The sequence below is a fragment of the Chitinophaga lutea genome, assembly GCF_003813775.1.
In the GTDB taxonomy this organism is placed as follows: domain Bacteria; phylum Bacteroidota; class Bacteroidia; order Chitinophagales; family Chitinophagaceae; genus Chitinophaga; species Chitinophaga lutea.
The window spans coordinates 2,395,638-2,413,698 of record NZ_RPDH01000002.1; the positions used below are offsets into that span (position 1 = coordinate 2,395,638).

At 50.9% G+C, this 18,061-nt stretch carries 15 protein-coding genes; 6 read left to right on the forward strand and 9 right to left on the reverse strand.

Features of this window, described 5'->3' with window-relative positions; genetic code table 11:
- The first annotated feature begins 210 nt into the window (after positions 1 to 210).
- From EGT74_RS22055 to EGT74_RS22065, 3 genes are all read left to right on the forward strand, one after another.
- On the forward strand, positions 211 to 1,098 hold the full coding sequence (locus EGT74_RS22055; RefSeq protein ID WP_158618264.1) for a right-handed parallel beta-helix repeat-containing protein: 888 nt from the start codon (positions 211 to 213) through the stop codon (positions 1,096 to 1,098).
- A 254-nt stretch (positions 1,099 to 1,352) separates the two neighbouring features.
- Positions 1,353 to 1,799: a YqgE/AlgH family protein gene (locus tag EGT74_RS22060; RefSeq protein ID WP_123848698.1), complete on the forward strand. Its 447-nt coding sequence runs from the start codon at positions 1,353 to 1,355 to the stop codon at positions 1,797 to 1,799.
- 24 nt (positions 1,800 to 1,823) lie between these two features.
- A complete protein-coding gene (locus EGT74_RS22065; RefSeq protein ID WP_123848699.1) occupies positions 1,824 to 2,213 on the forward strand; it encodes a ribosomal maturation YjgA family protein in 390 nt (129 codons plus the stop codon).
- A 102-nt stretch (positions 2,214 to 2,315) separates the two neighbouring features.
- Here the strand turns inward: EGT74_RS22065 and EGT74_RS22070 are convergent, their stop codons facing one another.
- The 7 genes from EGT74_RS22070 to EGT74_RS22100 all read right to left on the reverse strand — a co-directional run bounded on the left by EGT74_RS22070 (position 2,316) and on the right by EGT74_RS22100 (position 12,786).
- Complete coding sequence (locus EGT74_RS22070; RefSeq protein WP_123848700.1) at positions 2,316 to 3,680, reverse strand: TlpA family protein disulfide reductase; 1,365 nt, start codon at positions 3,678 to 3,680, stop codon at positions 2,316 to 2,318.
- 20 nt (positions 3,681 to 3,700) lie between these two features.
- Positions 3,701 to 5,233, reverse strand: a complete 1,533-nt coding sequence (locus EGT74_RS22075; RefSeq protein ID WP_123848701.1) for a PKD-like family lipoprotein — start codon at positions 5,231 to 5,233, stop codon at positions 3,701 to 3,703.
- Between the two features lie 18 nt (positions 5,234 to 5,251).
- Positions 5,252 to 6,019, reverse strand: a complete 768-nt coding sequence (locus EGT74_RS22080; RefSeq protein ID WP_123848702.1) for a DUF4843 domain-containing protein — start codon at positions 6,017 to 6,019, stop codon at positions 5,252 to 5,254.
- Positions 6,020 to 6,033: 14 nt separating this feature from the next.
- The gene (locus tag EGT74_RS22085) at positions 6,034 to 7,488 is read right to left on the reverse strand and encodes a RagB/SusD family nutrient uptake outer membrane protein (protein ID WP_123848703.1); all 1,455 of its coding nucleotides are present in this window, start codon (positions 7,486 to 7,488) and stop codon (positions 6,034 to 6,036) included.
- 19 nt (positions 7,489 to 7,507) lie between these two features.
- Positions 7,508 to 10,816 (reverse strand): SusC/RagA family TonB-linked outer membrane protein, encoded by a 3,309-nt coding sequence (locus tag EGT74_RS22090; RefSeq protein ID WP_158618265.1) that lies wholly within the window; start codon positions 10,814 to 10,816, stop codon positions 7,508 to 7,510.
- 182 nt (positions 10,817 to 10,998) lie between these two features.
- Positions 10,999 to 12,144, reverse strand: a complete 1,146-nt coding sequence (locus tag EGT74_RS22095; RefSeq protein ID WP_123848705.1) for a FecR family protein — start codon at positions 12,142 to 12,144, stop codon at positions 10,999 to 11,001.
- A gap of 60 nt (positions 12,145 to 12,204) precedes the next feature.
- Complete coding sequence (locus EGT74_RS22100) at positions 12,205 to 12,786, reverse strand: sigma-70 family RNA polymerase sigma factor (RefSeq protein ID WP_123848706.1); 582 nt, start codon at positions 12,784 to 12,786, stop codon at positions 12,205 to 12,207.
- Between the two features lie 1,414 nt (positions 12,787 to 14,200).
- On the opposite strand from EGT74_RS22100, the gene EGT74_RS22105 reads away from it, so the two are divergent.
- Genes EGT74_RS22105 through EGT74_RS22115 form a run of 3 tightly spaced genes read left to right on the forward strand, consistent with a single transcriptional unit; the run spans position 14,201 to position 15,616 of the window.
- On the forward strand, positions 14,201 to 14,791 hold the full coding sequence (locus EGT74_RS22105; protein ID WP_123848707.1) for a DUF6915 family protein: 591 nt from the start codon (positions 14,201 to 14,203) through the stop codon (positions 14,789 to 14,791).
- Positions 14,775 to 15,245: a hypothetical protein gene (locus tag EGT74_RS22110; RefSeq protein ID WP_123848708.1), complete on the forward strand. Its 471-nt coding sequence runs from the start codon at positions 14,775 to 14,777 to the stop codon at positions 15,243 to 15,245. Before EGT74_RS22105 ends, EGT74_RS22110 begins: the two co-directional genes overlap by 17 nt.
- An 11-nt stretch (positions 15,246 to 15,256) precedes the next feature.
- Positions 15,257 to 15,616, forward strand: a complete 360-nt coding sequence (locus EGT74_RS22115) for a VOC family protein (protein WP_123848709.1) — start codon at positions 15,257 to 15,259, stop codon at positions 15,614 to 15,616.
- A 304-nt stretch (positions 15,617 to 15,920) separates the two neighbouring features.
- On the opposite strand, the gene EGT74_RS22120 is transcribed toward EGT74_RS22115, so the two are convergent.
- On the reverse strand, positions 15,921 to 16,823 hold the full coding sequence (locus tag EGT74_RS22120) for a hypothetical protein (RefSeq protein WP_123848710.1): 903 nt from the start codon (positions 16,821 to 16,823) through the stop codon (positions 15,921 to 15,923).
- Positions 16,820 to 18,061, reverse strand: coding sequence for a hypothetical protein (locus EGT74_RS22125; protein WP_123848711.1), 1,242 nt, complete (start codon positions 18,059 to 18,061; stop codon positions 16,820 to 16,822). Before EGT74_RS22125 ends, EGT74_RS22120 begins: the two co-directional genes overlap by 4 nt.

Genomic DNA, 18,061 nt, shown 5'->3' on the forward strand with positions numbered 1-18,061 from the left:
CGGTTGCTGCCATCAACACCGGCTTTAAGGACCACATATTTATAACCATCAAAACCATTTGTTATGAACCAAAAACTGCATGTCGCTTCAAAAGGAGTACTTTTTTTCTTTCTGGTATCCGTGTTGATTTTTATGATGAGTTGTTATAAAAGGGAGGCTGCTCTCCCGGCAGATGAAAAATCGAACCTAGGCGGAAGCAACCAGCCGTTGATGCTGCCCGAAATTTATGTGAACGATGTGGGCGCCAACGGCACCGACGCATTGAACGATACCTGGGCCTTTCAGAAAGCCATCGACTCGATGGCCGCTTTGGGAGGCGGCATCGTGCGGGTGCGTACCGGCAATTACTACATCGATGCGGATACGACCATCAGGATGAAAAACAATGTGACATTGTACATGTATGACACTACTCGCAAGCTGATCGTAAGGCCCACCGCCTCTACCCGTTACCATGCGATTCTGGTGGAGTTCGTCGATAATGTCAGCATCTTCGGCGGCAGAATAGTGGGCGACCGCGACATACACACCGGCACTACCGGCGAATGGGGAATGGGCATCGCCATCTACGGCAGCACAAACGTGAAAGTGAACCGTACTTATATTTCCAACTGCTGGGGCGACGGTGTTGTGGTAGGCGGCCGCAAGAACGGGGGCGTAACCGTAGTAAGCCGCGATGTGATCCTTAAAAGAGTCACCAGCACCAACAACCGGCGCCAGGCCCTGACCATTGGCGGCGTAAACGGCCTGGAAGTGGACAGCTGCGTGCTGACCTACACGAACGGCACAGCGCCGCAGGACGGCATTGACATTGAGCCCGACAGCGATACCGCTCAGTATGTATACATCAAAAACTGCGAGATCGCCCATAACGTGGGGAACGGTGTGGAAATGAATGCCAAAACAACCACCACGGCCAAAGTCAGGAACATTTTCGTGACCAACAATTACATGCATAACAACGCGTACAGCAATTACATACTGCACGTGCAGCACTCCACGATCAACAACAACCGCTTTTCCGCCAACCGGGTGCGCAACCAGATCTATGCGAAGGACACCGCCAACTGTGTGTTTGTGCCGAATACGATCAATTGACATTCCCCCGAAGAGGTAGTAATAAAAAGGGCCGTTCATGACCGAACGGTCCTTTTCCGTTTACGGCAGCATGTCCCGGACTATGCTGAGGGATAAAGGAGGTGTACCCAGGATCAACGACCGAACGAGCGGCTATCCCGGAGCTTCGTTGCACCAGAAACGGCTGCAAGCATGCCTTTCAAGGTCTCAGCACTACCGTAAAAATTGCCCCACGGCATTTCGGGGATTTTCCTGAAAGGCTTACCTTCGGGGGTATGAAAGCAGGCACCTTTTTAAAAAGCACCGCATTACTGGACGATACCTTTTTTGAGCAGTCCGTTATTTTTATTACGGATCATAACGAAAAAGGCGCGATGGGATTCGTGGTGAACCGGCAGTTTCCCCGGAAGCTGAATGAACTGGTGGAGTTCATGCATGCAGGGCCGTTCCCTTTGTACGAAGGGGGCCCTGTAGACCAGGAACATTTATATTTCGTGCACCGGCGGCCCGATCTGATTGAGGGCGGTGCGCCGGTGGCTGACGGAATATACCTGGGAGGAAACTTCAGTACCGCCGTGCAGCTGATTGCACAGCAAACACTACAGGAAACCGATGTAAGGATTTTTGTCGGATACTGTGGCTGGGATAACGGCGAACTGGAGGCGGAAGTGGCCGAGGGAAGCTGGGAAGTGCTGCATGAAAGCCTTCTTTTTAACATGTAGCCATCTGCTACTTTAAATTACCTTATGAAATTTCGTTTTAACCGCTTGTATTTTACGCTTACCCTGTTGATTTTTATCGTGGAGGTGCTCATTGCCCTTTATCTGCATGATGACTTTATCCGCCCTTACGTGGGCGACTTCCTGGTGGTGATACTGATTTACTGCTTCGTTCGCAGCTTCCTGCAGGCGCCTGTAATACCCGTGGCGTTGGGCGTGCTGGCGTTTTCGTACCTGGTGGAAACGCTGCAGTATTTTAATCTGGTGAAACTGCTGGGGCTCGAACATTCAAGGCTGGCCAATATCGTTATCGGTAATTATTTCACCTGGTCCGACATCGTTGCTTATACCCTGGGCGTCGGGTTTGTGATACTGGTGGAGAAGATGATACCATCCGGAAAGCATCAGCTGTCCTAGCAGCCGGCCCCTGCGCCGGGAAAATGCAACACACCATTTTGCAATACGAAAAAAGGCCGCCGGAGGCAGCCTTTTTTTGTTAATGGTTGGAACTTGAGAAAACTATTTTTTCACTTCACTTTCCAGCAGCAGCTTCAGTTCTTTGTTGGAAGGCCGGGGAGCGTCTGTAGATACGATGTTCCCTTTTTTATCAAATACCATGAAACGGGGAATACCTTTAATGTTGTAATATTGGGCGATATCGCTCCAGCCGCTGGCAAAAAGCTGCACCCCTCCCAGCTCCTCGCTGGCGATAAAGTCTTTCCACTTCTGATGATCCTTTTGTTCATCAACGGACACGCTCAGGAACTGGACATCCTGCCCGTGCATTTCCTTCTCCAGTTTCTTGAGGTGGGGAATTTCTCCTTTGCACGGCCCGCACCAGGTAGCCCAAACGTCTACCAGTACTACCTTGCCTTTAAAATCACTCAGCGACACCTGTTTGCCGTTTACATCGGGATAAGTGAAGTTCACCGCCTGGCCGCCGGCCGAAGTGGCCTTTTTCGCCAGCTCTGTTTTGATGGCGGCGGCACGCCTGGCCTGATCGGGAGTGAGCAGGTATTTGCCGTACTGCTGATCCAGGTCGTTGTAGCCGAGGAATGTTTTGAGCGCTGTGGCCTGCTGCAAAACAACCTCTCCTTTGAGGGTATCGTTCACGATGCCCTTCATACGTGCTTCTATGCTATAATCCGTGACATCGCCACTTCCCAGGCGGGCGGGTAACGACTGCAAACTCCGCATCATTCGCATGCCATGAGGGTAACGGAACAGCCGGGTATCGGTTGTATAGTGCGCCACGTCCACGCTTTTGAAATATGGCGTATAGTCTGCCTTCGAAGGATGGGCGGAACGGGGCGTGCTCAGCAATTCGGCTGTCACAAAGAACAGGTCCATTTCGCGGAACTTCGCGAACTCCGCGTCGAACTGCCTGTTGCCGGTGGATGCGAATTTCGTTTGCTGTGCCTGCTGGTGAATTTTTTCCAGCAGCGGGAAAAAGTCCTTGTAGGTGCTCTGGGTTCGCGAGAAATAAACGCCCTTCCGCTCCAGCGGTATCAGCATGTTATGCCATTTCTCCATGGCCTGGTTTTCGGGCGAGTTTTTGCCTGACAGCACGTACGACGTATCCTGCACCTTTACGTTCAGCTGATCGTTCTGTTTAAAATAGAACGTGTATTTGTCCTGTGGTGTCATCGCGGTGCTGGTGCCGATGACATAAAATCCTTCCCGCTCGGGACGGAAGTAAAATCCGAAGGCGGAATCGGCACCGGGTTTTGCGCTGGCTATTTCTTCCAGCCTTCCGTGCTCAATCCGGTAGAGGCGAACATTGCCGTCGTGCCGGCGCATCCACTCCCCTGAAATAGTAACCTGTGCTTTCAGCAATGCGGGCAGGCAACAAAGCGCCATTACACCCAGGTGCAGTTTTTTCATATGTTTCAGATAATGTTTGGTTAATAACTGTTTGGATAAGTGGTGTTCCCTATCGGCGGCGCAATGTAGATCGCGTCTCCCGCACTGCCCTGCCCTTCCATCGTAAAATCAGGGCTGGCCGCCAGGTTACCGGATGTTTTTTTGAATGCGCGCACCTTATAGTTTCCGTTGACGGTAGTGCCTATCAGCATGTAGTTGTAATAAAACGGCTGTTCGGCAGTAGTGGTTCCGGTATACTTGCGGTGGCGTATAAACGTGATGCGCTCGCCGGCCGGTACGGTCACCTGCAGCTGTTCAGCGCCGTTGCTCAGGTTTCTTGACCATACGCTGTTGCCTATGGAAAAATACAGGATGTTCTCGTCTGCCACGATCAGCCCGAAACGTTCCGCCATCGCCAGCTTTTCGGTTGATTCCAGCGTGTCGTTCACCATCTTCAGGGCAAAACTCGTCGGTGTGATGGCCGACAGGATTTTCAATGAAGGGTCCGTCTTATCGCGGAACAGCGCCACGCCGGTGTACGGATTGCTGGATTTGATGCCCATGAACAACAGCTCCTTATTATTCCTGTTGGCAGGCATTTCAGTGCCTGCGCCATCGGTAACGGACGACAATACGGAGCCCGTGCCGGTAGCTGACACGAAAGAGGAACTACGCTCATCGAAAAAGAAGGGGTTCCAGAATGAGTGGGTCAGGAAGTACTTTGAAAGGCTGTACGGACTGTTATGATCGTCGCGCAGCTGCCTGCCGCCAAACAGGCCTATGTTGGCGGACATGGAATAGATGCTGTGCAGCTGCCCGTCGTTCACAAAATAATTGGCCTGGGAGGCCTCGCTGATGCTGCCCGGCCTTTTTACGGCCGGTGCTTCATAGAACAAACCGCTGAGGCCATGTATCTCTTTGAACGTATTGATGTTGACCACGCTGGCGTCTTTGCCGGAGAGGATGAACAGCGCCCGGGTATTGGCCATTGTGCCGGTAACGTTGGATTTGTAGTTCGTGTAGAAACCGAAGAGGCTTGCTTCTCCTTCCAGCTTGCGGTTATTTACCAGCGAAAAAACGTTTATCATTTTTGATGCCGGGGCGATACCGGAAGGCGTCAGGAAAAGGTCGACATCCGTTTTGCTGCCGTCGTCTTTCACAACGTACCAGCCGCGCGTGAACTGGGTGACCACGTTTACGCCTGCGGTGACGATCTTCGTCAGCCCGGTATGCGTATTTTTTGCTCCGAATACGAGCACCCAGCCTTTGGCCGGCTGCGTAACCAGGTAATCCAGTGTTTTGGTACGCGCAATGGTATCCACTTTAGGCGCATACCCCTGCACATTGGTTTCGTAGATGCCCCACCAGTAAGTAAATTCCGCTTTGGGATCACTTGATTTGACCACGGGATCGATGGAGAGCCTGTCTACCAGCGAAATTTTGTCGTACGTGCCGGCAATCCCGCTGACGGTGATCTCTTCGGGCAAATCGTAGGTATAATTGCCATGGTCTTTATAACAGGAGCTGATCAGCAAAATGCAGCAGGCGGCCAGGCTTTGGTATATCAATTTCATGAGAGGCTGTTTTGAAGATTAAGGAAATACAACGGCTTCACCTGATTCATCCTTCAGCGGCATGCCGGGATGGGCGTTGTTGTAATCTGTGAGCAGCGTGCGCAATTTCAGTCTCCAGAAAGAGAGCAGTGCAAAATCCGTATTTACATTCAGCAGGAACTCCTGGTCCCATTTCTCACCCGTCTGTTCGATCATAAAAGAATGTTTTACCCGGCTGTATTTGCCCCAGTAATATTGCACGGCCGAAGCGTTCCAGGCCGCGGGCTGGCTGAGCATGTCCGTAAAATCCACCCTTCGCCACAGTTTCCTGATCTCCCCGGGCAGAAAGTGCTCATTCGCTTTCACCTGTACCTTGAGTTGTACGTTTTTGCTTTTCAGCGAAGGATCGCGCAGCAGGATAATGGGTATGGAGAGGTGCACCTCACCCGCTTTGATCAGGTATACGTCTTTCAGCGAGGGGTCAGAAAATGCTTTATAATGTACGCCCGGCACGGCGTTCTCGGCGCCCGCAACAGCCACCTGTTCAAGCGTAAAAGGCCGGTCTTTGCTGCTTACGCCGCCAATGGCATAGATGTCGAAAAACACGGTATCCTGGGTGGTGGCAGCCGGTTCGTAATAAAAGGTAAACGGCTTTACCGTGTCGGCCATTTCGAAAGACGCGGCATAGATGCGGTCTGGCGGCGGGCCGAATTGCAGGCGGGCGTTATCGTTATAGAGATAGTACTGATCTTTTTTGCAGGCAGCCAGCAAAGCGGTTAGCATGGCTACAGTAATGATCTGCTTCATTCTTTGCGCTTTTGTTATTGAACAAATTCATTTAAAGGCAGCGGCACCACGTAATTGATGGTAGCGGCAGCCGGGGCCCACAGGAAATTGGCCTTGGGGGCGTTGATGCGTTTGTAGGCGAAAAACGACTGCCCTTCCGCAAAAAATTCCTTCCGGTATTCTTTCACCAGTTCCCGCTGTAACTGCACGGGGTCAGCCGGCAGCGTGGTAACGGTGATGTTCCGCGCGGTACGGAAGGCGCTCCAGTATTGCTGGCGGTCTCCCGCAGGCGCGGTTTCCGCTGCAATGAGATACATTTCACTGACGCGCAGCATGGGTATCTGAAAAGGCGCTATCTGCGTGTTATCTGCAGCACCTATATATTTCTTCAGGATGTAACATTTGGTGCCGCTGCCCAGGGTGACCAGCGTCCAAAGGTTGGTTTCGCGGATGTCCGTACCGGTATTGCCGTACAGTTCGTTGTTCACCGTGGTAACGCTGCTCCCTTTCTTCAGGTTGCCGGACAGGAAATGCGTTTCATACTGCTTTGCCAGCTGAAAATCGTATAACCCGAATATATGTTCCATGGAAAGGTTCAGGTTGCCGGCAGACATATCGGCCAGCACACCGAGCCGGAACTTGGCGTTGCCGTCAGGGTTTTTCGCGTCTATCACTTCCTTGGCGCAGGCGAAAGCCGGAGCATCGTCCCGGAACCAGAGATACGCGCGCGCCTGCAGCGCTTTTACGGCGTAGTAGTTCATCCGCAGGAAGCGGAAGGCGGAATAGGTGTTCTCGGGCTGAAAGGGTGAGGTGTTGCTGCCGGGCGTAGACAGATCGGTCTGCGAATACTTCGTAAAGGGATCCACGTCCTTCATCAGGGCGGCCGCTTCGGTGAGGTCGTTCAGCAGCGCCGTTTTATACTCCTCGTATGGTATGTGCTGGTTAGGGTTCCGGGAAAGCGTCTTCACATACGGCAGCACGGTGCCCCCGGAAATATTGCCGGGCACCGGCCCGAAAAGCCGCAACAGGTCCAGGTGGCAATAAGCGCGCAGCGCCAGGCATTCGCCTTTCACCATCTCATACGAACCGGCAGAACGGAACACGTCTTTTTTTGCGTCCACTTCGGCCAGGATGGCATTGATGGCGGCGATGATTCTGTATTCCTGCGCAAACATCACGCCCAGCGAGCCCATCACACCTTCGTCTGAATAATTGAACAGGCCCATCCGCAGCTCCGTCGTGTTGGTCACTACGTCCCAGGAAGAGGTCAGCCTTTCTATAGTCCCGTAGGTCAGGTTCTGACCGTATCCGGCGCCTGCCTTCATCTGGATATACACCCCGGTGAGCGCATCCTGGAAGCCGCTTTCGGTCGTAAAAAGCACGTCTGCCGGCATCTGTGTTCTGGGTTGAACGGTCAGCCATTTTTTGCAGGAGGTGGCGCATAATACCATCCCCAGCAATCCCGCGATAATATATTTACTCGGTTTCATTGAAATATTGGTTTGCTGGTTAGAACATTGCGTTTACGGTCAGGGAAACCTGCCGGGAAAAAGGATAGATGGTGCCCCTTTCGCGTCGTACGGTAGACAGGTAAAAGAGATCGGCCATATTTGCGGAGAAAGACAACGTCTGCATTCTCAGCTTTCGGGCGAACGAACTTCTTACGTCGTACTGGAGGTTGGCGTTCTGCATGACAAGGGTTTTCTCATCCTGCACGAAACGGGAGGTGCGGTTAGTGCGGGCCGTTACCAGCAACCCTTTGAAGGCCGCATTATCTCCGGGTTTCTGCCAGCGGCTGTCGTACACACGGGCGTCTACATTATAGTTATAGTCTGCATTCTCCACTTTGTCGATCAGCGTCTGGTTATAGAGCTGGCCGCCGAAGCGGTATCCGAAAGACAGATTCATGGAGAAGTTCTTATAGCGCAACAGGGTGCTGAAGTTGCCGAAGTACGCCGGCTCGCTGATACCGCTGGCACGCAGATCGAGCGAGTTCCAGGTATAGGTGGGTTCTCCGTTCCTGTCCAGGTACAATTCCTTGCCCGTGCTCGGATCTATGCCCAGCGAAGGCACTACCCAGATGGTATTGGTGGAATATCCTTCCTTATACAGGTAACCCGGCACGGCGCCCGCCGCGTTCTCGCTGCTTTTCTGCGCGGCCTTGAGCGCATCGGAGATCTCCACAATTCTGTTCACGTTGTGCACCAGGGCGCCGCTGATACTCCAGGCGAGCCCTTTCTTCATATTGCGCACAATAAATGCGGTAGCCTTCACCTCAATTCCGCGGTTCTCCAGTTTCCCGATATTCTCGATATAGCTGGAGAAGCCGCTGGATGCAGGAAGGTTTACAGAGGATATAAGGCCATTGGTAGTTTCCAGGTAATAATCCGCAACAAGCGTCAGGCGGCGGTTGAAGAGGTCCGCTTCGAGCCCGAGGTCGTAGTTCATTTTCTGCTGCCATTTCAGGGACTCGTTGCCAAGACCCAGCATGTAGGCGCCAGTCCAGTTGTAATAACGGTCGTCCGTATAATACCGGTAGGTAGACAGGGCCTGGTAGGCGTTGAAATTCTGCGAACCGGTGACCCCAAGGGAACCGCGCAGTTTCAGGCGGTTGACGAACGCCAGGTTTTTGAACATATTTTCTTTATGCAGGTTCCAGCCGAGGCCTGCAGACCAGAAGGGGGCGAAGCGGTTCAGCCTTCCGAACTGCGAGGCGCCGTCTGAGCGGAGGGAGAGGTCCATGAAATAACGTTCGTCGTAGGTATAGTTTACGCTGCCCGTAACGCCAACGGAGCGGGTGAGGCTCTCCGCCCCGCCCGGCTTGCCGCCCTGTGCGTATTGCAGCGCCATGGAAATGAAATCGAAATTGGGATTGGTAAACCCTTCGGCGAGGAAGCTGTACCCGGAAGTCCGGCTTTCGCGGATATTGTAGTCAAGCCCCGCAAACAGCGCGTGGTCGCCAATCTGCCGGGTGTAGCTGAGGTTCGCGCTGGCGTCGTAGCGGAACCCCTTGTTTACGCCATACTGATAGGAGCCCCGGCGGAGAATATTCTCCGTAGAGGCAAACGCGGTATGATCCGCCGGCCGGAAATAGTCCGAATCCGAATTCATCTTGGTAAGGCCCAGCCTTGCCCTGAAGAGGAGATCGGGCAGTACGCGCCATTCAACGGAAAGGTTATTGGTAATGTCTGTCGTTTTGTATTTCTGAAAGGTATTCAGCGTAGCATTATATAGCGGGTTGACGGGCAGCTGGCCCCAGCGGTTCTGGTAGATGTTGGCGCCGGGATTGCCCAGTTGCCGCTTTACACGGCCGCTTGCATCGTACGGCGACCAGTAGGGGTTCATCTTCACATAGTCGGAAAATGAGCCGTAGGGCGATTCCGCACTTTCTCCCAGCCCGATCAGCAGGCTGTTGGTAAAACGGATATTGCGGTAATAATAACTCAGGTTGATGGTACCGTTGAAAGTACGGCGGGAAGAACCTTTCATGACGCCCTGTATATCGTTTACCTGTGCAGAGATCGAATACCGGAAAGCATTGTCGCCCCCTTCCATGCGGAGGTTATGGCGCTGGCCCACGCCGGTACGCACCGGTTTGGAAAGCCAGTCTGTTTCAATGCCCCGGTTCACGTCGCTCAACAGGTAGTTGTAGTACTGTTTGAGCACCACGTCATTTTCCGCCCGGGCATTGTTGTACAGGCCCACCTTATACTCCAGGTCCAGTTTTTCGCGGGCGTTCAGCACATCATAGGCCGTAAGGTCCGGCATTTCAACATTCACGTCACCCCGGTAAGAGAGGCGCAGCTTTCCCGCCTGCGGCGCCCGTGTTTTGATCACGATCACGCCGTTGGCGCCACGGGATCCATAGATGGCGGTGGCGGATGCGTCTTTCAGCATGGTGATGGACTCCACTTCGTTCTGGTTGATGTCCAGCAGCTTTTGCAGCGTCGACTCAAAACCATCCAGCACGATCAACGGCGTGTTCATGCCTACGCGGGTTTCATCCTGCAATTCGTTCACGTTGGGCAGGCTGGAATTGCCGCGGATCTGTATTTCCGGCATCCGGTTGGGATTGGAGCCGAATGTGTTGCTCTCTACGATATTAAAGGAGGGATCGATGTTACGGAGCGACGTGATCAGGTTACGGTTGCCGAATGCGGCCAGCTGCTCGGCGGTAACGGTGGTCACGGCGCCGGTAAAGCTTTCTTTTTTACGGTTGAAGATACCTGTTGTCACCACCACTTCGTTGATCTGCTGTAGCGATCTGCTCAACATCACGTTCAGTGTGCCCGGCCCCGTTACCCTTAATTCCCGGTATACATACCCCTGGCAACTGACCTGTAACACAACGGGGAAAGTCCTCACATCCAGCCTGAACATCCCATCAGGTGATGATACCGTTCCGGCGGTGGTGCCCTTCACCCGTACCGTCGCAAGTGGAATTCCCTTCCCCGATTCATCGCGTATGGTGCCGGATATTTCCTGCAAAATGCTTTCACCGGGCGTAATGGAAGAGATCTTTTCACTGATCACCACCATTCTGTTTACAATGCGGTAAGTCAGCGGCTGCTGGCGCAGTACGATATCCATCACTTCGGGCAGGGAAACGTTCGTGACCTGTACGTCCTGCAGGGTGGATTTTCGCAACATGCGCTCGTCCCACATAAACGACAAGCCTGTTTGCGCCTCCAGTTTTCCGAATATTTCTTTCAGGGGCGCGCGTTTCAGGTTAAGCGTGATCTTTTGTTGTGCAGAAGCGGCGTTGGTTTGAAGGCATATCAGCAGGAGAAGAGTAATGGCGGCTCTCGTACACCGCAACGATCTCGATAACAATCCGGCAGTGACATAAGAATGCCGGACCAAAAACGCAATTAATTGCATACATTTGGCTGGTTTTGGTTGATAAATAAAACAGAACCTCTATTTGATTTTATTAACCCGACCTTAATAACCGCTCCGTGAGTCAGACGGGGCGGTTTTTTTAGGCAGGGCCAATTTTTTTATGGTTGCACGACCAATTTGCCGTTTTCCAGTTTACAATTCACACCGTAAATTTTCAAGGCTTCAATCATATCCGCGAGGCTGACGCTTCTCCCGACGGTACCGCCAAAGGAACGATCGGGCAGTTGTCCCCTCAGCTCCACTTCTATATCATACCATCTTGATATCTGCCGGAACAAAGCCGGCAGGTCCGTACTGCGCATGATGAACATGCCGTTCTTCCATGCAATGGCGTCTTCCGCATCAATGTCGCGTTCCACTGTCAGGTCGCCATTGTCATTGACGCTGGCCTGTTCGCCCGGCTGCAATACCTGTTGCCTGTTCACCCTGATGCTGCCGCTCAGCAATGTGGTTTTTATCAATGGCTCGTCCGGATAGGCGTTGATGTTGAAGGTTGTGCCCAGTACTTCCACGATGCCCTTTTTACCGAAGTTGACCAGGAAAGGCTTCGACGCATCGGCCGTCACTTCAAAATAAGCTTCACCGGTGATCTGCACCGCGCGGGTATCGCCGGTAAAAGCTATCGGGTATCGCAGCGATGAGGCGGCGTTCAGCCACACCTTTGTACCGTCCGGCAGTACGATACGAAACTGCCGGCCTCTGGGCGTGGCAATGGTATTGTATGCTCCGCTGGCGGCGCCGGTTTCTTCCGGGGCGTACGTTACCTGGCCGTTATCGAGCACGACATTGGTGCCGGGCTGACTGGCCACCACACCGTTGTGCGTACTGTCCAGCAGTACCGTGGAACCGTCTGCCAGTGTAAGCACCGCTTCCTGCCGGCCGTGCATCGTGACGTTTTGCTGTGCATTGGCCGGCGCATTGCCATCATGCCGTTCCGTAAGCCGATAAATGCCGCCTGCCAGTAACAGCAACCCGACAGCCGCAGCCCATCCCCAATAACGCATCCGCCGCACGGGCGCCACAGGAGGCCGGTCCACCGCCTTGGCCTTTTCCAGCAACGGCAGCAGGGCCGGGTCAAATTCCAGGTCCATATCAGGCTGTCCCGTGAGCTCCATGAGTTTTTCCGCCAGTGCTTCGCGCTGAGCGGCGTCTTCAAGAAGTGCATAGAACTCCTGCCGGCCTGAAGCATCCAGTTTATTGTCAAGAAAGTCCTGCGCCAAATGATGTAATCGGGTATTTTCCATGCTGTTCACTATATATGATCAGGGTAAGCAGCCATTTGTCACCATCGCCTCAAAAAAAATTTACCGGTGCAGCAGAAGGAACAGGATAAACAGCCCGGAAGCCGTGAGCCGCTCCCTGATAGCCGCCAGGGCCGCGCTGAGCGCATTGCGCACATAGCCGTGGGAAAGCTGTAACTGTTCCGCTATTTCCCGGGTGGTTTTGCCCTCTACCCGGTTGAGGCGGTAAATGGTTTTCCGTTGTAAGGGAAGGGATTCAATGGCTTCGTGTACCAGCCGGCGGATTTCCTTCAGTTCGAGCGTGCTGGTATGGTCGGTGGAAGTTTGTCTTAATTGAATGGTTTCCAGTCGCTTGTCGTTTGCCTGCTGCCGTTGCAACGCCAGCAGGCTCTGGTTGATGGTGATCTTCCGGAGCCAGGCGCCCAGGTTCTCCACACTCTCAAGTTTATCGCGATGCAGCCATACTTTGATAAATACTTCCTGCACTACCTCCTGGCGGGCGAATTCGTCTTTCACTATTTTCATGGCAATAGCGGCAAGGGGTGTGGCCCAGGTCAGGAATAATGAAGAAAAAGCCTGCTCATCGCCTTCGGCGATGCGAACAAGGAGAGTAGATTCATCAGTATGTGGCGATTCTGGCGGCACTTGTCAATTAGATCCTCTTTTAATATGTCTCAAATACAGCGTAGTAGGATAGAACAGGAACGGGAAAATTCGTCGATTACAGCCTCTGGTTGCCGTGGATGAAGCCGGCAGATTTGAGGCCAAAGATAGTTATTTAGGCAATATTTCAATAATGCGGAGGAAGACCATGCATCAATAATTTATCCTCCATTTTTCCGGAAATACAAGAAAGCAACCCGGCAAAAATTCTCCCCGGTTCTCATCGCGATTTTTTATTGACGCTAAAAGCCGGCAACCATTTGTGTAGAAAATGTCTGCCGGGTTATTCCAAAGGCTTTCATTTGCTGCATGCACGAACACCATGTGCCGGCACCCGTCGGGCATGGATGTGTTCAGGTTCGTTGTTCCTCTTTTCAAATGTCCACCGGTTATTCCAAAGGCTTTCATTTGCTGCATGCACGAACACCATGTGCCGGCACCCGTCGGGCATGGATGTGTTCAGGTTCGTTGTTCCTCTTTTCACCCCTGCCCGGTCGCATTTTTAGTACCGGGTGTAAAATTTGAACGGTACCGAAAATGCGACCGCAGAAAAGTGAATGTTGAAACGTCCGTCAAAAAAGTGCCGCACTCCCTACGCACTAGGCGCAGAAAATGGTACCGGACATACCCACTAACATGGACAAAACGGACACATTTTTCCTATAAAATGTGCTTTTCGGACGACCGGGCCCCGCTTTTTTCTACCGCTACCGGTCAACGGCTGGCGTTAGAGCAACGATTTACCGATCCGGAACCGGGAAGCCGCCGCGGAAAAATGGATGCTTAACATTCAAGAAGTGGGGCAATGACGATACAACGGTATGCTTCCGTACCGGAAAACCGCGCTATACAGCCCATCATGACCACTGCTGCCGAACCGTGGCCTTACAGCCCCCAACAGGGCAAAAAAGGCCCCTGAGCGGGTGCCCGGCGGGCCGTGCAATGCGTTTGTAACCCCAAAAGATAAAAAAGCACCCCTGTTTAGGATAGGAGCCAAACGAGACAACCGATAACAGGGTTTTCTAACCAAAGGTGTAAACCCATACCAGGACTAGCCCCATTCAAGGTTACTCCCACTTTACTCCGGGGATACTCCCATGTTACTTCGGGGATACTTAAGGGATACTTAGGGGATGGTGCGTAGGGAGTGCGTGTTTTCGGCTTTTTGCATTTTTAGGGAAATTTTCGGACGGTCTCATTTTCTGCTGATGGTGATGCATCCGGGCAGTCCCTTTTTCTACCGATGAAAAAAATCTCCAACGGGAACACGGCTCTGTTTACGGTAAAAAAAACGGGGAAATAATGAGCGGTCGGGTGGCCTTTATTGGCAAAATGACATTTGATTTAGTAGATTTACTTTCACACCGGGCAACTGCCCACAATCGCCCTTTATCTGATGAATTACTGGAAACATAGCTTATTGTCCAAAAAGAAGTTTGACGGCCATGCGGAAGACTACCTGCATATCCACAAATTCCTCGACATGAGCAAATTGTTCTATTTCCACAACAAACACAGAATACTGCTACATCATACCTACGGCATAGACCTGTGCGTTCAAAAGTTCGGTGAAACGCTGGTCAATGCAGACAATCGAACCATCCTCATCCGCGATGTTGCCGCAGAGCATTGCAAGGAAGATCTGATGGGAATGGTGCCCACCCTCAACCACTGGTTCAAATATGTGGATGACGCGTTGCCCGGGTCCATCAAACCGCTTAACCCAACGGACAGGGTGTTGAAGGAGTTTGTTTTACGGCCATTACTGATGTCCGGCTTAAAGTCTTCGCTCATCATCACCCACAGCAATTTCGGGATATTTCTCGCGAAGGAAATCCTGGGGCTCGACTATGCGCTGGAACTTTCCAACTACCTGCCGCAGATCAACGTAAACGAAATGCTCCAATACATAAAATTAAGTGAGCGCTGGCAATATACACCCGATTTAAAACAGCTAAAAGATATCGAAAATGGGATTGATCAATAATATACTCCGGAAATTGTTCGGCAAGTCGCAACAAACACCCTCGTCCACCAATGTTTTTTTAGGACGTTGGGAAAAAGAGCGCACCGCAAGAATAAAAACCGCCGAAGAACAGCTCAAACCATGGATCACCGCGACGGTACGCGCAAAGGGAAGCCTGCCATTTACCTGGGAGAGCGGCAACGACGAGGCTTTTGTGACATTCACGGATGCCTCCGATGCGGAACAGGACAATTTTGACGCCCTGGAAGCTTATATCATCGACAAGCTGGATATCCCGGATGCCGGTGAATTCGAAATGACCGGTGCTGGCGACATCTATATCGAGCATAACGCAGTAAAGGCGAAATATAGCTCCACTATGAAAGCACTAATAGACTATAATGAAGAAACGGAGGAAGCGGTCTACGATGAGGGGGAACACGATAGCGCGGATGTGGTTTTGTTTATCATTTAATTATATGCTTTATGAACAATCCGATCAAAACAAAGCTTGGTCAACCTGTGCCTGAATTGCCGGTTGCCGACGTTGAAAAGGCCCAGATACATTATCGTGATGTACTGGGGTTCGATATTGCGTGGACGTATCCGGATAAAACGATTGGGGCGGTGGCGAGGGGTGATATCGCCATTTTTCTTTCAACGCGGAATAACGTGTCGCCTCATACACACTGGATCTTCGCGTTTGACGTCGATGCGACGTTCGAAGAAATGAAAGCACGGGGGGCCCAAATTACCGAAAGCATAGAGGACAAGCCATGGAATATGCGGCAATTTACGATTGAAGACCTCGATGGGAACAGGTTTATATTTCATCATGATATTTGAGGGAGGCAATGGGGTTGGGAGGTTCGGTAATTGTGAGATAGGTTTCGTGTTGCGGAGGTTTTTCCGGATTATCACCAATGGGTCGAAAATACGTAAAAACCCGACAACAAATTGATCATCAACTGTTATCGGGTTTCGTAGCGGGTATGGGAGATTGTTTGAATACCTGAGCGATTTGGCGGAGGTTCTACTATTTGGAATGTTTCGTAACCCTCGATTTCGGGCCAATGCACCGTTCGACTTGGAGAAAATTCCATGGGAAGAACATTTTATATCGGTTGTACTTAGAAATCGCCCGCAGAACCTACTCCTGAAGAAAATTATCCACTTTCTGAATTGTGAATTGCGGAAGGTCGGTGTTGATGATTTTCCATCTTTTCACCTTCATCTCCGCGAACCACTTATCAATCACTTTACGGATAATGTCCTCATCGTTCTTAAATTTAGCAGAAGGGTTTATTTCAAGTAATAGGATTTCAAGATGCTCGAGATCTGCACGCTTACTAATCAATCCAAAATCCTGCCTGTCTATCTCTTCTGCCCAATCACTGTTGTTCCTAAGTTTTAATTTGGCAAATAGCTCCGGTAGCAAATAAGCATATCGATTGTTATATCTGTCTTTTGAATCATTATGATAAATATACCCATCTGTAAAAATTACAAGGACATTCCTGTAAGCGGAATCATTGTCAATAGCGACTTCCCGCACATCATTCTTGAAAAACCGCCAAATATCGGAGCCCGGCCAAACCGCCTGCTTGATCGTTGTTCGGTAAATATTGCTGATATTTTCCGATACAGTCTGCTGGAATGTTTCATAGATCAGCTTTTTGCCCTTTGTATCCATTTTCGACAGATCGACGTCCAGCTTTTTAGCTGCCTGGTTGATGTCCGGATCCGGGGGACTGGGATGGAATATCAAACGCATCTTACTTTTCGCCGTATAAGTCCCCCTTGCCCTCATTTGTTCGAGGAAATAGCTGGTAAAATGGTTGATCAGCGCGCTGTCCCGCTCAAAATGCTCGGGATTATCCGGATTAGCAACAGGGTCTATCCTGTCTGACAGGTCAAGCAAAATGGTAAGGTTAATTTGTTTCTCTGCATTTGAAGCAGGTATAACACCACCGGAAGCTTTTTCCATCGTGGGCTCTGTATTTCCAGATCCACAACTCAACAGAAAGATGGATATGATGACAATGTATTTCATGAATTACTGATTAAGGGGTAATTGTATATAGCAACTCGAACAAACTCATGAACGATTTCTCCGGCGGCTTCCAGCTCTTCGTGCTGCTTGCCGCTTCCCTTCATCCAGGCCAGCCATCCGGCCATGAAGCTGTACACTTCCTGTTCAAACTCCCGCGGAATAATTACGCTATTGATAGTTTCATTCAACGTTTTCACTTTTGTTTTCGCATAGTCAATCTGATGGCGCATTTTGTCGATATCAAGGCCATGTTCCTCTACCTGCTTATTAGCATCTTCAATCTGCCGGTCTTTTTCCTTGAGTGCCACCTTTACTTTGTCTATCTTGCCAAATGCCTCCAATACAAAATCAAACACAAATCCCCATATCAGGTAAACGATAAAACCCGCAAATATAATCAGCCAAAAATTGATGGCCGACAAGGCTGTTGCGATAGAATACTCCGGCACATCTGCAAAGCTGTTTTCCTTCTTAATGTTGTATATTTTTTCCGTGATCTCATATGCGAGGATCGCGTCAAAAATGAATGTCACGACTACCAGCGTGGCTATCTTTACGAATTTCATCAGTCCCTTCGACTCCTGAAGCTTGTGAATCAGATACCCGAGACCTAGAAATACAAATGGAATAGTAAGGATCAATACCAGTTCCATTACGCCATCTTTTATGGCTTTCGACAGCGCCTGCGCATCGAAAATGGAATTAGCCACGCCAATCTGATTAAGCGTAAACTCTTTAAAGAAAGCTGAATAGGACGCAGAGCTGTAAAAAGTAAAGAGGTAAAGGGTCAGGAACAGAAGGATGATTGTGCCGATATAAAAGCTGGCCTTTCCTGTGACATCGCCGATGATCTCCTGAGGATTTTTTCTGATATCCGACTTTTCTTCTTTCAATGTTTCGATCTTTCGTTTTATGGCCGGGATATGTTCTTCACGGAGCTCCCTGATCCTGTTCTCCCATCTTTCAATGTTCCCTTTCTGTTCTTCCAGCGAAATTTTTGCCGGCCTTTTCAGCTCCTCCTGTCTATCCGTATCTTCCTTTATTCTTTCCTTAAAATTGAAATATATTTTTTGCAGGCAAACTCTCAGGCCGGCCACGCTGCCACCCAGGAGATATGCCTGGTGGTGGCCGTCGTCCTGAAAACTGTTTTTTTTTCCCACTTCCTTTACCGGAGCAGGTGGGGCAGGTTCGGGATCCTTGACCGCAAAGAGGCCTTTGGTGATCTTTAATAAACTCAT